The sequence below is a fragment of the Nocardia sp. NPDC050413 genome, from assembly GCF_040655475.1.
Classification (GTDB): Bacteria; Actinomycetota; Actinomycetes; order Mycobacteriales; family Mycobacteriaceae; genus Nocardia; species Nocardia coubleae.
On record NZ_JBFAJZ010000009.1, the window covers coordinates 25833 to 39804 of the forward strand.

15 protein-coding genes and 1 tRNA gene are annotated in these 13972 nt (G+C 66.6%); 7 read left to right on the top strand and 9 right to left on the bottom strand.

The genetic code is table 11. The features are described 5' to 3' along the window. Positions 1–1338, top strand: a complete 1338-nt coding sequence (locus AB0I19_RS20900; protein WP_357150631.1) for an Hsp70 family protein — start codon at positions 1–3, stop codon at positions 1336–1338. A gap of 1 nt (position 1339) precedes the next feature. Here the strand turns inward: AB0I19_RS20900 and AB0I19_RS20905 are convergent, their stop codons facing one another. From AB0I19_RS20905 to AB0I19_RS20915, 3 genes are all read right to left on the bottom strand, one after another. Further along, on the bottom strand, positions 1340–2653 hold the full coding sequence (locus AB0I19_RS20905; RefSeq protein WP_067497108.1) for a YibE/F family protein: 1314 nt from the start codon (positions 2651–2653) through the stop codon (positions 1340–1342). Between the two features lie 308 nt (positions 2654–2961). Continuing rightward, positions 2962–4215: a pyridoxal phosphate-dependent aminotransferase gene (locus AB0I19_RS20910; protein WP_067643759.1), complete on the bottom strand. Its 1254-nt coding sequence runs from the start codon at positions 4213–4215 to the stop codon at positions 2962–2964. 24 nt (positions 4216–4239) lie between these two features. Continuing rightward, a complete protein-coding gene (locus AB0I19_RS20915; protein ID WP_067497110.1) occupies positions 4240–5553 on the bottom strand; it encodes a helix-turn-helix domain-containing protein in 1314 nt (437 codons plus the stop codon). A gap of 149 nt (positions 5554–5702) precedes the next feature. On the opposite strand from AB0I19_RS20915, the gene AB0I19_RS20920 reads away from it, so the two are divergent. After that, positions 5703–6215: a hypothetical protein gene (locus AB0I19_RS20920; RefSeq protein WP_357150632.1), complete on the top strand. Its 513-nt coding sequence runs from the start codon at positions 5703–5705 to the stop codon at positions 6213–6215. On the opposite strand, the gene dcd is transcribed toward AB0I19_RS20920, so the two are convergent. Further along, the gene (dcd, locus tag AB0I19_RS20925) at positions 6128–6727 is read right to left on the bottom strand and encodes a dCTP deaminase (protein WP_067497111.1); all 600 of its coding nucleotides are present in this window, start codon (positions 6725–6727) and stop codon (positions 6128–6130) included. The genes AB0I19_RS20920 and dcd overlap by 88 nt on opposite strands. 99 nt (positions 6728–6826) lie before the next feature. Here dcd and AB0I19_RS20930 point away from each other — a divergent pair. After that, positions 6827–6897: transfer RNA gene (locus tag AB0I19_RS20930), tRNA-Gly, on the top strand. An 18-nt stretch (positions 6898–6915) separates the two neighbouring features. Here the strand turns inward: AB0I19_RS20930 and AB0I19_RS20935 are convergent. Beyond that, the gene (locus AB0I19_RS20935; protein WP_357150633.1) at positions 6916–7362 is read right to left on the bottom strand and encodes a hypothetical protein; all 447 of its coding nucleotides are present in this window, start codon (positions 7360–7362) and stop codon (positions 6916–6918) included. 134 nt (positions 7363–7496) lie between these two features. On the opposite strand from AB0I19_RS20935, the gene AB0I19_RS20940 reads away from it, so the two are divergent. Beyond that, positions 7497–8003, top strand: coding sequence for a hypothetical protein (locus AB0I19_RS20940; RefSeq protein ID WP_357150634.1), 507 nt, complete (start codon positions 7497–7499; stop codon positions 8001–8003). Positions 8004–8092: 89 nt separating this feature from the next. Here the strand turns inward: AB0I19_RS20940 and AB0I19_RS20945 are convergent, their stop codons facing one another. The 3 genes from AB0I19_RS20945 to AB0I19_RS20955 form a co-directional block, all read right to left on the bottom strand. Then, entirely contained in the window at positions 8093–9538 is a 1446-nt protein-coding gene (locus AB0I19_RS20945; protein ID WP_357150635.1) for a DHA2 family efflux MFS transporter permease subunit, read from the bottom strand. 5 nt (positions 9539–9543) lie between these two features. Next, positions 9544–10158, bottom strand: a complete 615-nt coding sequence (locus tag AB0I19_RS20950; protein WP_357150779.1) for an NAD(P)H-dependent oxidoreductase — start codon at positions 10156–10158, stop codon at positions 9544–9546. A 125-nt stretch (positions 10159–10283) separates the two neighbouring features. Further along, positions 10284–10595: a hypothetical protein gene (locus tag AB0I19_RS20955; protein ID WP_067497116.1), complete on the bottom strand. Its 312-nt coding sequence runs from the start codon at positions 10593–10595 to the stop codon at positions 10284–10286. Positions 10596–10709: 114 nt separating this feature from the next. Here AB0I19_RS20955 and AB0I19_RS20960 point away from each other — a divergent pair, with 114 nt between their 5' ends. The 3 genes from AB0I19_RS20960 (at position 10710) to AB0I19_RS20970 (ending at position 13494) form a co-directional block, all read left to right on the top strand. Next, entirely contained in the window at positions 10710–11453 is a 744-nt protein-coding gene (locus AB0I19_RS20960; RefSeq protein ID WP_357150636.1) for a crotonase/enoyl-CoA hydratase family protein, read from the top strand. A 146-nt stretch (positions 11454–11599) separates the two neighbouring features. After that, positions 11600–12703 carry a DUF4185 domain-containing protein gene (locus tag AB0I19_RS20965; protein ID WP_357150637.1) on the top strand — a complete coding sequence of 368 codons (1104 nt, stop codon included), beginning with the start codon at positions 11600–11602 and terminating at the stop codon, positions 12701–12703. 134 nt (positions 12704–12837) lie between these two features. Next, a complete protein-coding gene (locus AB0I19_RS20970) occupies positions 12838–13494 on the top strand; it encodes a class I SAM-dependent methyltransferase (protein WP_067643738.1) in 657 nt (218 codons plus the stop codon). On the opposite strand, the gene AB0I19_RS20975 is transcribed toward AB0I19_RS20970, so the two are convergent. Then, a complete protein-coding gene (locus AB0I19_RS20975; RefSeq protein ID WP_357150638.1) occupies positions 13474–13938 on the bottom strand; it encodes a flavodoxin family protein in 465 nt (154 codons plus the stop codon). The two genes, AB0I19_RS20970 and AB0I19_RS20975, sit on opposite strands and share 21 nt — an antisense overlap. Positions 13939–13972: the final 34 nt, after the last annotated feature.

The following is a 13972-nucleotide window of genomic DNA, read 5'->3' on the forward strand; positions in this document are numbered from 1 at the left end:
ATGAGTGCGGTTTTGGGAGTTTCCGTCGGAGCGGCGACGGTGCGCCTGGCGCGCCCACAGCCCGGTGGTGCACCGAATTCCTTTCAGGTGCATACCCTTCCGGTCCCCGAACAACACGCGGAAGAATCGGCGGCCGACGCGATCGCCGCCGCCCTCGCCGCGGGCCCCGAGGTCGCGGCGACCACCGTCACCTTCCGCAGCGAACCGCAGGCTCGTGCCATCCGCGCCGCCATGGCCCGCAGGCAGCTCACCAACTATCAGCTGATTCCCGAAGCCGTTGCCGCCGTGCATTTCGCGCACGCCACCGCCGACCTGCGTGAAGTAACCACGCTGGCCGTCTACGACCTGGGCAGTTCCGGTCTCACGGTGAGCGTGGTCGACGCGCGAACCATCGATGTGCACCAGTGTGAACGCATCAGCGACATCAGCGGCGACTACCTCGATTCGCTGATCCGCGAGCAGCAGATCGCGTCGGGCCGTATCGCACACCCCGCCGATCCGGCCGGCCTGGCCGCGCTCGACGCGTTGTGCCGGGCGGCCAAGGAGCAGTTGTCGAGCAGCAATGCGGTGGCGTTGCCGAGTGAGCAGGGGCTGGTGCTGCTCACCCAGGAGAACTTCGAAGCGCTGATGATGCTGGCGATCGAGTCGTCGGCGCGGATGACCCGCGATGTCATCATCCGGGCCCAGCATCCGGTGCAGGCGGTGCTGGTGATCGGCGGCGGCGCCCGGATTCCGCTGATCGCGCGGGTGCTCGAGCGCACGATCGGGGTGCCGGTGATCGTTCCTGTCGAACCCGAGACGGCGTTGGCGCGCGGTGCCGCGTTGCTGGCCAGGCCCGCGCAGGTAGCCCAGGCACCGGTCGCGCCGCCGATCGCACCCATCGAGCAGCTCGACGATGTGACGCCCGCCTGGCTCACCGCCCCGGCCCGTGGCAGGCGTCCGCTCGCCGCGCTGGCCGGTCGCGGCCACAATCGCCGGGAGTTGAACGGCGCGGTGCTCACGGTGAGTTCGCTGGCGGTGGTCGCGGCGATCGGTATCGGCCTCGGCTACGGCACCGAGGTGCTCGAGAGCGGTAATTCCAGCGACGGTTCGCAGGCGGTACCGGCCAGTTCGACGCCGCGCTCGACCGTACCGACCACGGCGCCGCCGTCTACCACCGAAGCGGTCCACGGCACAGTGGCAGCTCCGCCCGTGCAGCTTCCGCCGATTACCCCGACGGAGGAACCGGCGCCGACGCAGGGCCCCAACACCTTCACCGTGGTGCCGGGCCTGCCGCCGATCATCGTGCCGACGTTGCCGCCGGTGGTGCTGCCCGGTATGCCGCCGCCGGGGCGGTAGTTCAGTTCCTGGCGTGCCGGGCGCGTGGCGGCGCGACGGTCGCCTTCTGCGCACCGAAGGGCCGGGCGAGCAGCACGGCGATGCCGGTGGTCAACGGTACCGACAGTGCGAGGGCGATACCGCCGACCGCGGATCGGGTGATCTCGATGGCGACGGCGTCACCGGTGAGCACGTCGGTGATGGATCGTCCGGCGACGCTGAACAGCAGCAGCAGCGGTAGCGCGCCACCGGCGTAGGCGAGCACGAGGGTGTAGACGGTGCTGGCGATGTGGTCGCGGCCGACGCGCATGGCGGCGGTGAAGATCTCGCGCCGCGAGGCCCCTTCGTCGAGTGCGGCGAGTTCGAAGGCGGCCGAGGCCTGGGTGATGGTGACGTCGTTGAGCACGCCGAGCGAGCCGATGATGAATCCCGCGAGCAGCAGCCCCGTGATGCTGACGTGCTGAATGTAGGTGGCCACGTTCGTGTTCTGTTCTTCGGACAGTCCGGTGAGGTGGGTGACCTTCAACGTCAGCCACGACAATGCCGCCGCCACGAGCATCGATGCCAGCGTGCCGAGCAGGGCCGAACTGGTCCGCAGATTCAGTCCGTGCGCGAGGTAGAGCACCACGTAGAGGATCAGCGCACCCGACACGAGCGCGACCGGGATCGCCGGTTTCCCGTCGAGCAGGGCGGGCAGCAGGAAGATCACCACGACGCCGAAGGCGAAACACAGCCCGACGAGCGCCCGGAAGCCACGCCACCGCGCGACGATGCAGATCACCGCGACGAACGCGATCACGATCAATGTCAGCGGCAACCCGCGCGAGTAGTCCTCGAACCCGTAGATGGTCCCGCCGCTCGGGTCGGCGGCGCGCACGATGCGGATCTCGTCGCCCACCCGCAGATCGGGTTGTCCCGGCCCCGGCGCGATTTCGAACAGCGTCTTCTTACCCTCGTCGGGCCCCGACCGGATGTCGATGATGCTGCGCTGGCACGAGTACCCCACCTGCGGCTGCACCGGCTTGTCGGGAAACGCCTTCCCGTGCGAGGGACTCCCGCACAGCCCCACTTCCTGCATCACGACGGTCCCGGCCTCGGTCTGCACCGCCCCACCACTGACGGTCCCCATCGGCGCGGGAATATCGATCTCGGGCTTACTCGGCCACAACAGCGCGGTAGCAATCAACACCGCCACCCCGATAACCGCCAACAGCCCGACGACAACCTTGGCCGCGGTAGCCCCGATAGCGATGGGCCCCGAATGATCGTGGTGATGGTGGTGATGATGATCGCTCACCCGAGAGAGCTTAAGGGAATCCGTTTTCAAGAACGACATACGCAGCCGAGAACCGCGACCCAGATCTCGAAGAGGCGGAAAGGTACCGGGCGGCGGAGAGCAGGGGGTTGTCTCCGCCGCCCGTCAGGCAGGCGCCCAGGGGGGTAGGCGCGCGTACCTAGGGCTCTCGGTCGTCCAGGGGGGGTAGACGACCGGGCCGGGGCGCCGAAGCGCCGATGCCCACTGTACACAAAAGTTGGACTTTTGCGCTAGTGCATCTTCAAAATCCCTAGATTTCCGAACCCTGAGTTGGTTTCAGCCGGTCTAACCCTATGCCGTCCCCGTCAAGGCCCCTGACACAGTGACACTCACTGTCGGTAACTGGACAGGAAGTTACCGAACCTTTCGATCGCCACCGCGAGGTCCCGTGCCCACGGCAGCGTCACGATCCGAAGGTGATCGGTGGCTGGCCAGTTGAACCCGGTGCCCTGCACCATGAGGATCTTCTCTTGTAACAACAGATCGAGCACAAGCTTCCCGTCGTCGTGGATCTCGTGCACATTCGGATCCAGACGCGGGAAGGCGTACAGCGCGCCGCGCGGCTTCACACACGACACACCGGGGATCATGTTCAGCCGCTCCCACGCCACATCGCGCTGCTCGAGCAACCGCCCGCCGGGCAGGATCAGGTCCTCGATGCTCTGATGGCCGCCCAATGCCACCTGAATGGCGTGCTGAGCAGGCACATTCGGGCACAACCGGGACGAGGCGAGCAGATCGATCCCCTCGAGGAAGCCTGCCGCGTGATCCTTGGGCCCGGTGATCGCCAACCACCCCGAGCGGTACCCGGCCACCCGGTAGGCCTTGGACAGACCGTTGAACGTCAGGCACAGCAGGTCGGGAGCCAGCGAGGCCAGCGAGATGTGCTTGGCGTCGTCGTAGAGGATCTTGTCGTAGATCTCGTCGGCGAGCAGCAGCAACCGATGCTTGCGCGCGAGGTCGACGATCTGCTGCAGCACCTCCGCCGAGTACACCGCGCCCGTCGGATTGTTCGGGTTGATCACCAGCAGCGCCTTGGTGCGGTCGGTGATCTTCGATTCGATATCGGCGATATCGGGCTGCCAGCCGTTCTCCTCGTCGCACAGGTAGTGCACCGGGGTTCCGCCGGCGAGGCTGGTCATGGCCGTCCACAGCGGGTAGTCCGGCGCCGGGATCAGCACCTCGTCGCCGTTGTCGAGCAGCGCCTGCATGGTGACGGTGATCAGCTCCGACACGCCGTTGCCCAGGTAGACGTCGTCCACATCGAGCTCGGGAAAGCCCGGCACCAGCTCGTAGCGGGTGACGATCGCGCGCCGCGCCGACAGGATGCCCTTGGACTCGGAGTACCCCTGCGCGTACGGCAGCGCCGCGATCATGTCGCGCATGATCACGTCGGGCGCTTCGAACCCGAACGGGGCCGGGTTGCCGATGTTGAGCTTGAGGATGCGATGGCCCTCGGCCTCCAGGCGTGCTGCCTGCGCGTGTACCGGCCCACGGATCTCGTAGACCACGTCCTGCAGTTTCTTCGACTGCTCGAGGACGCGCGGGGCGACATGCGGATGCTGTGGACTCACCCACCCCATGTTAGGGATGGTTGCCGACAACATTCACAGCCGGGGTTTGCCCGCCTGAGCCGCCGTTTCCAGGCAGAACTCCTCGATGCGCTCGTCGAGCCCGCGCGCTTCGACCGCGTTGCGGTAATTCGGGGCGGCGATCCGGCGGCGCAGACCGACCAGCCGTTCGCCCAGCTGAGCGATGCGCCGGTCCTCCGGCAGGCCGAGCACCGGGCGCAGCGCGTCGGCCGCGCCGTCGATACTTCCGTTGATGAGGTGCGCGGCCGCGTTGTCGACGCGCGCCAGCGACTCGGCACCGTAGGAACGCTGCAGCGGCGGTCCGCTCGAGTACAGCGCGATCGCGCGTTCGGTGGCCGCGAGCGCCTGCTCGGCGCGACCGAGCTGGATGCAGGTGGCGCCTGCGTAGTAGGCGGCCTTGGCCGTCGGGAAGCCGAACACCCCACCGATCTCGTCGTGCAGTTCCTCACGCCGGTCCGGATCGACCGACTCGGCCGTGCGTAGGCATCGGTCGGTCTCGGAGTCGTTCCCCAGCCGCGCCCACACCCGCGCCTCGATATTGAGCAACCGCACGCGCGCTAATCCGCCCGGCGCGAATTCCTGTCCACCACGGGCCAATTGGACGGCGTTGCGCGGGCGATCCGACCAGTTCTCGATCAGCGCGTGCATGCCGCGCGTCCATGCGCGTAACCCGTTGTGCCCGCTGAGTTCGGCGTAAGCCCAAGCGGCCCTGATCTGTTCGCCCGCGGCATCGAGGTAGCCGAGGTCGGTGCTCGCGTTGGCGAGCAACCCGGACAGGGTGCCCGCCAGTAAATACAGATGCGAGGTGTCCACCGGTTTCTGCTGTCCGTCGAGCAGGCGGTACACCCGCCGCCGCACCCGCAGCATCTCCACCATCATGGGAGCCGGTGCGGCATAGACGTATTCGGTGGCGATCCGTCGCACGTCGGCATCGAGCTGGGCCAACGTTGTCGGTCCGACATTGGTACTCTCCGCGGCGGCCGCGTGTTCGCTGGCCTCGTGCGCAGCCGCCATGATCAACTCCCTCTCCGACATCAACTCGGGCACAGCGCTTTTGCTTACCCCCGCGTCGACGAAGGCGAGCAGGTCGGTCTCGCCCGCCGGGGCGAGCAGCGCCGTGAATCTGGCGCGGACCACCTCGTCGGAGCGGGCCAGCGACGTATCGAGTGCCGCCTGGTTCACCGGCCGCGGCTTCACCCGCGACCCACCGGCTTCCCATTTCGACACCAGCCGTTCGTGCACGCCCAGATGAGCCGCGAACTCCCGGATGCTCATTCGTTTGGCATCGCGAAGAGCTCTGGCCTCTCTACCCGTCCACTCCCCGACCACGACGTCACCTCATCCGATGGACAACATCTTCCAGAGTACGAGCGCGACAGTGAGACACACCACATGTTCGCCGAATCGGTTGTCTGAGGCAGCGAAAGGGCGGTGCGGGGCAGTGGTCACCGACCGCCGTGCGGGGTGATCCTGAAGGGGTGGAAGCCAGGACTGTCGATGACTGGGTGCGTTGCTACCAGCGCGAATTCAGGCTGCCCGTGCGCGAGCGTGGTGGCTTCGTGATGTTGCCGATCACCGATCGGCTGTGTGTGGTTCATCTGCCGACCGCACGCGCCGAGAAGGTGTTCGCGCGGTTACACGAGCAACGGACGGAAGGACCCGTGCTCGCCCGTCAGATCCGCTGGAGCGTGCTCGCCACACCCGATGCCAGACCCACCGACGATCTCGCCGCCGAACTGTCGGGCCTCGATATCGACGTCCCCGGCATCGGCAGCGCCGTGATGCTCCCGACCAGCCTCGGCCGCTGGAGCCGCGAGGGCTGCCACTGGGTGCGCCCGCCGTGCCCCGGCGACGTGTTCCCGCCGCTCACGAAGGTGCTGCGGATCGCGCTGGAAGTCGGTCCTCAGCGCGTCTCGACCGCGTTGAGCGAATCGGGGGACAGGGGAAAATTCAGGTACGACCGCGACGGCGTCGGCCCCCGCTGGCCCTGATACTTCGACCCGGCCGCCGCACTGCCGTACGGATGCTCGGCCGGGCTCGTCAACCGGATCAGGCACAACTGCCCGATCTTCATCCCCGGCCACAGCGTGATCGGCAGATTCGCCACATTCGACAGCTCGAGCGTGATGTGCCCACTGAACCCCGGGTCGATGAACCCCGCCGTCGAATGCGTGAGCAATCCGAGCCTGCCCAGACTCGACTTGCCCTCCAACCGCCCCGCCAGGTCGTCGGGCAACGTGCACATCTCCAGCGTCGACCCCAGCACGAATTCCCCCGGATGCAGCACGAACGGCTCCCCCGGCTTCGGCTCGACCAGACTGGTCAGCTCGTCCTGCTGCTGGGCCGGATCGATATGGGTGTACCGGCTGTTGTCGAACACCCGGAACAGCCCGTCGAGCCGAACATCGATACTCGACGGCTGAACCATCGACTCGAGCATCGGCTCGACCCCGAGCCGCCCAGCGGCGATCTCGGCGCGAATGTCACGATCGGAGAGCAGCACCGGCCCAGTTTAAGCAGGTGACGCCCCCACCACCCGACCGAGCCCCCGAAGACTTGCATCCCCGCACGCCAGTTCTGATAGAGTCGCGATCGCACAACTGCCGATGTAGTTCAATGGTAGAACTCCTGCTTCCCAAGCAGGTAGCGCGGGTTCGATTCCCGTCATCGGCTCTCCCGCCTCCCCGCGAGCTAGGCCAGACCTAGATCCGGGGAGGCTTTTTTGTGCCCCCGCCACGCGAGCGCCGCGAGCAGACCAGGGAACACACCCCAGACGGTGACCAGCACGAGCCAGAACACCGGTGGTTGCGCGACCGGGCCGGGCTCGGGGTGCTCGTAGCTCGGCAGCCTGAAAACTCCCGAGTACCAAACGAGCCAGAGTGCGAAATCGGCGGCGAACAACAAGCAACCGCCGAAGATCGCCCACCTCCACCCACTCGCGGCACCGACGACCAACGCCACACCCGCGAAAACCGCGACGACCACCTTGGTGACGAGCAGGGCATGACTACCCGCCGAAACCTCCTCGTCGGGCATACCTTCGACCATCAGCAGGAACGAGTAGACCAACACCAGAACAGCAGCGACACAGGCCCCGAGCCCGGAGAAGACGCGCGCCCAGACGCTCGATGACGACATGACTGGCATGGTAGTCAAATTGGTTCTCCAGGCGGATGCCCTCCGCCCGACTCGACCACCACGTCTCCGCAGCCGACGAGCCGTCTCCCGAACGGCTCGGGCTCGGCTGGGGTCGAAACCTCGAAGGAGTATTGGTGCGTACCCGTAAACGGATGAGCGGACTGCTGGCGTTCGTAGCCACGGTGGCCTTCATCCCGGTCGCCGGATGTAGTTCCTCGATCGGTGAACAAATCGCCGTCCAGGACGGAAGTCCCGCATTGACAGCAGCTTTCGCTCGGCTCTTGGAAGAAAAGCGAAGCGCACGATTGGGCGATATCGTCGCGTCATCCGGCGCTCAGATCGGTCCGTGGGACCGCATGTACAGCTTCAGCTCGCCTAACACCAGCGACGAACTCAATCGGGTGCTGGGGACCGACGGAGCAAGATGGACCGGGTTGCACACCCACTCCGAATCTACGACGCAGGTGTTCGTACATGATGGCAAAGTGGTCCTTGCCTACGACGACAGGGAACGGGGCCCGATTGTCAAGAGGCTGACCTACGCCACTCCGGACTCCCTCGTGAGCCCGAAGTCGGCTGTTACCAAGGGTATTGGCGGCGAACAAACAATCTGGTACCTGGAAGTACAGGGATTCTCATGATCGAGCACTCAGGTGAGTAAGGCCGTCCGCTGCTGCCGCGGCCTGCGGAATCGCGCAGGCCGCGGCAAGATGCTCAACATCGGCGATGATCACCGGCGCGGTAGCAGCAAGGCCGGGATCAATGCGAGCGCGATCATGACCGGAGCGATCAGATAGGTGTGCTGGAATGCTTCGGCCAGGGCGGGAGCGAGTTCGGCGTGCTGGGCCGGAGCCATGTCGTGCAGCGCCTGTAGGCCGCCGGTCACCGGAAGCAGTGCGCCGAGGATGACCGAGGAGACCGCGGTGCCGACCGCCAGGGCCGTGGTGCTGATCATGTTCAGCACCGTCGAGCCCGCAGGCTGATCCGCGCGGCTCAGGGACCGGGTGGCGGTGGTCATGACCGGCATCATGGTGCCGCCGCCACCGGCGCCCATGAGCAGCATGCTCGCGCCGAGTGCCCAGTACGGCGCGTCCGCGTCCAGCTGGACGATGAACAGTACGAAACCGGTGAGTGCCACCGTGATCGATAGCGGCAGGTAGCGGCCGGGTGGAATCCGATCGATCAACCGGCCTGCCACCTGCATGGTGAGACCGGAGGCCAGCGCGAACGGGATGCCCAGTGCGCCTGCCACCAGCGCGGATTCGCCACGGACGACTTGGAAATACAAGGGCAGCAACAGCATCGACCCGAAGTAGCCGCCGGCGAACAGGGCAAGCAGCAGCGCGGCGGGGCCGCTGATCCGGTTGCCGAGGACCCGCAGGTTCAGCAGCGGATCCTCGATGGTCAGGGACCGGCGCACGAAGGCGGCGATGAGCACGGCCCCGGCCACCAGCGGGACAAGCACGGCGGGCGTGGCGAAGCCGGCCTGCTCACCGGCCGCGGTCACCCCGTAGATCAGCATGGCCAGACCTGGCGACATCAACAGGAGCCCGGGTATGTCTAGTGCGTGCCGCGGTTCCGGCAGATCGTCGGGCACGATCCGTGCGGCCAGCACCAGCACCAGCACACCCATCGGCAGGTTGATGAAGAACATCCACCTCCACGACACCTCGTCGATCAGGTAGCCGCCGATCACGGGCCCGAGCAAGGGGCCGACCAGAATGGCCAGACCGAGGGTGCTCATCAACCGCCCGAGCCCGTCCGGCCCGGCCGCGCGCAGCAGGATCGTCATCGCGACCGGCATGAGCAGCCCGCCACTGGCGCCCTGCACGACCCGGAAAGCGATGAGCGACTCCATGTTCCAGGCCAGCCCGGCCAGCACGGAACCGATCGCGAACGCGGCGACCGCGGTCAGGTACAGCCGTTTGGCACCGAACCGGCCGACCAGCCACGCCGAGGCGGGCACCACGGCGCCGAGCGCGAGCGAGTAACCGGTCGCCACCCACTGGATGGTGTTCAGGCCCGCGTCGAATTCCGCGGACAACGTGTTGATCGAGACATTGACGATGGTCTGGTCCAGCGTGGCCATGATTGTGCCGAGCACCAGCACCAGGGCGATCGTCATCGGATTGCGGGCAGCGACGGGCGACGCGGCTGCCTTCGCGGTAGTGGTCACGACCCTCACGCCCCGTACGGGTTCACGGCACGGGCGGAACGCAATGCCTCACCCCACCAAGTCAATTGCTTCAGCATGGTCTTGGTGGCGGTGACCGCGTCGGACGGATCGGCCAGCTCACCCGCGTCATCGAATCGGCGCCACGGGTTGGCGAAGCTGACCGTGTCACGGATGGTGACCGCGTGCAGTTCGGCGAAGACCGGCCGCAGATGTTCCACCGCGCGCAGCCCACCGGAGATGCCGCCGTAGGAAACGAAACCCACCGGCTTGGCCTGCCATTCGACGTGGTGTTCGTCGATCAGGTTCTTCAACGCACCCGGGTAGCTGTGGTTGTACTCGGGCGTCACCACTACGAAAGCATCAGCGCGGGAGAGCTTTTCAGTGGTCTCGGCGCGTGATTTGTGATCCGTGGCCGCACCGAAGGCGTGCGACAGCGCGACCTCCCGGGTATCGACGATCTCGACCTCGAGAGTGTCTTGTCGCCGCAGCCGACCGACGAACCAGTCCGCAATGGTCGTGCCGAATCGACCCTCCCGCGTACTGCCGATGACTACCGCAACCCGCAGCGGAGCCGTGCCAGCCCCGTCCGGCGACCCTTCGATATCGACGTGGTTGCTCATGAGGCCCCTCCTCTGGACAATCGCGCCGGCCTTGGCGCTGCCCACAGCCTCCAACCTCAACCAAAATTCAGGTCAACCCCGTGTGATCGGGGCCATACCCAACCACCCCTCCTTGCTCGGGTTGTTCAGCCGCCCAGCTTCACGCACTCGGCGGCGATCTTCGCTTGAGCCGCACCCACTTTGGCCGCGTCTTCCTCGTTGAGCTCCTTGGCCTGGTCGCCGGCTTGGCCGTTGGCGACCATGACGCGCAGGCCGTCTTGGGACATGCCCGAGTCGAGGAAGACCTGGGCGGCGCAGTCGGCGAGCGACACGTCCTTCAAACCCTTGTCCTGCAGGGATTTCGACAGTTCCGCCTGGGTTACCGCAGGCTCTTCGCTGCCGCAGGCCGACAGTGCCGGCAGCGCGATGAGCGCTGCGGCGATCAGACAGATCCGCACTCTGTGTGTCCTCCCGGTCGACACGCATCGGCCGATGCGTGGCCGAGTTGGATCATGCCCGAACGGCGGCGGATGGGCCACACCCTCGAACTGACTCACGAGTAAGATCGGGTCATGGGAGAGCACATCGATCTGCGGTTCGAGAACGCACGCGCTTATGTCACGCTGAATCGTCCGGCGAAACACAATGGATTGACGCTGGAAATGTTGCGTGACCTAGTGACGGCGGCCGATGCGGTGTCCGGGCACAAGGAAATTCGCGCGGTCATCGTGACAGGTAACGGCCCGAGTTTCAGTAGCGGACTCGATATCGCCGCCGCGACCCGCGACCCGATCGCCATTGTGCGGGAATTCCTGCCGCGACCGTGGCGGGGCACCAATACTTTCCAGGAAGCCTGCTGGGCATGGCGACGCCTCGACGTCCCGGTGATCGCCGCGGTGCACGGCCGCTGCTTCGGCGGCGGACTGCAACTCGCCCTCGCCGCCGACTTCCGCATCGCCGCTCCGGACGCCGAGTTCTCGGTGATGGAAGCCGCGCACGGCCTCATTCCCGACATGTCGGGCACCGCATCGTTGTCGCAGCTCATCGGCATCGATCAGGCCCTGCTGCTCACCATGACCGCCGAGCGCGTCGACGCCGATCACGCCAGAAGGATCGGTCTGGTCACCGATATCGCCGACGATCCGGTGGCCGCCGCCGAGTCGCTGGCCGATCGGATCGCGGCCCGCGATCCCCGCGCGGTCGCCGCCGCCAAGCGCCTGTTCGACCGGTCCTGGCACCGGCCCGCACGCGGCAGTTTCGCCGCCGAGCGTGCCGCCCAAATTCCCCTGCTGCTCCGTAAGGCAATTATTCGCTGACGGGGACAAGTAAACGCCGCCCCATCACTAGGTCGCCTCACAGTACTTCGGCCCGCGTCCGGCTGTTAGTTTCAGTTCACCAATCCGATGGAAAAAGTGCACCGAATAGAACAGGTGCGCTTATTCCCGTGTGCCCGGAGGCTGACGTGAACGAATCCGGCTCGCTCGCAATGACCGTATTGGCGGGGGCTGCGGCGGTACTGCTCGTCGGGACGGCGCCCGCCGCGGCCGACCCGAACGCGATCAACCCGATCCCGGTCCTCAACGGCACCTACGGCCTGCCGGTCCTGCACGGCCGGGCGCAGGCCGTGTTCCAGGTGACCGGCATGGCGAGCCCGAACGCCACCCACACCTACAATGTCCTCGGCACCGACCTGGGGATCATGTGGGACAACGGGCACGGCGAGATGCTCACCGCGTTCGGTGACACCGCGGGCGTCGGCCTCCCGAACCTGTTGCGCGACAGCAAGTGGGCTTGGCGTTCGAACTTCCTGGCCCGCAGTTTCAGCCGCAACCCGGCCGAGGGCATCCATTTCCACAGCGTGGTGCGCGACGGTATCGGCCAGGCCCGCGAACTCGTCTTCAGCCCGAAGGACGGCGAGGAGATCAGCCGGATCCCCACGGCGGGCATGTCGGTCGGCGGCGTGCAGTACATGTCGTTGATGTCGGTGCGCAGTTGGGACGCGCCCGGTGAGTGGACCACGAACTATTCGGGGTTGGCCGTGTCGTCGGACAACGGCGAGACATGGGCGGACCTTGCCCATACCCGCAGGCCGAACGACAACGGCCACAACAAGTTCCAGATGAACGCCTTCCTGAAGGACGGCGGCTTCGTCTACGAATTCGGCACCCCGCCCGGCCGCGACAACGAAGCCTTCCTCGCCCGGGTACCCGAGGGCGAGATCGAGAATCTCGACGCCTACGAGTACTGGGACGGCGGCGGCTGGAAGCGTGGCGACGCGAATGCCGCGGCCCCCATCATGGCCGGGGCAGCCGAGCTGTCGGTGATGTACAACGAGCACCTCGGCCAGTTCGTCTCCCTCACCACCGACCCCGCCAATTCGGTGGTGCTGCGCCGCGCACCGTCACCGGAAGGCCCGTGGAGCCCGCCCGAAGTCCTCATCGACGCCCGCGAACTCCCCACCGCCTACGCCCCGCAGATCTTCCCGTACCAGACCGGCCGCGACCTCTATTTCCTCACAACCGTCCACACCCAGTACAACGTCATCCTCATGCGCACATCCCTCTGACAGTTCGACCACCGCAAGTAAGCACATGGGTAACTCACCGGGCACGGGCTACCATGACAGCGACATCCCGCCAGCCGCGTCGCAATCGAGAACGCACCTGAGTCTGGCCAGAATTCGTGGGGAGGCGGAACAGCATGGACGCGGCGGAGTGGGACGCACGCTATGCCCGCAGCGAATTGGTCTGGGGCGCACCGCCGAACAGCACGGTCGTCGAATACGTCCATGGCCTCGACCGCAGGCTTCCGCTGCAAGCCGACGGCACCGCCGCCCCGATGCGCGCCCTCGACCTGGCCTGTGGTGAAGGCCGTCACGCGCTGTGGCTGGCCACGCACGGCTGGCAGGTGCAGGCCGTCGACTTCGCTCAGGTGGGTATCGACAAGGGGCGAACGGTCGCCGCGCGTCTGTCGCGTTCGGTGCGTTCGCGCGTCGAGTGGACCTGCGCCGACATCACCGACCTCGACGCGGCGGGCGTCAGCGGTCCGTTCGAACTGATCCTGATGGTCTTCGTCCACCTGCCACCGCAGGAGCGCCGCCAACTCCTCCATCAACTCGCGTCGATGCTCGCCCCCGGCGGCATGCTGCTGGTCCTGGGCCACGCCACCCGCAATATCACCGACGGTTACGGCGGCCCCCAGGATCCGACGATCCTGTTCGCTCCCGACGACATCCGCGCCGATCTCGACGGCACCGGCGTCACCGTCACCACCGCCCGCGAGGTGTTCCGGCCCACCGAGGGCGCCGATGCCATCGACGCCCTTGTCGTGGCCGAGTCAGTCGAACCGACCGCGTAGCTGCTCGGCGAAAGCCCTGGCCGAGGCCAGATCGTCCGCGCTCGGCCGACCCTTGTTGAGCCCGCCTATCAGCGCGAGCGGTCCCATCGTGTCGAGCCCACGGCAGGAGAACCCGCCCACCAGCTCGAATCCTTTGTCTTCGAGCTGATCGCCGAGATTGCGCAGGTAGGGACGCACACGCAACTCGGGCAGCCCGCTGGTCGCGAAGATGAACGCGTCGCGGTTCTGGCCGGCGGGCAGCGCGTCGACGAAGGCGCGCAGCCGGGCGTCGAGCGACATCCAGTACACCCCCGACCCGAAACCGATCAGGTCGTAGTCGCCCAGCTCGGCGGCGCTGATCTCGGCCGGATCCACCACCCGCGCGTCGAGCACCGAGCCGATGGCGTCGGCGACCTTCCTGGTATTGCCGAGCGCCTTGGACGTGCACACGATGAGCGCTTTCATTGGCTCCCCCTACCTGGTCCGATGTGCCGAAAGC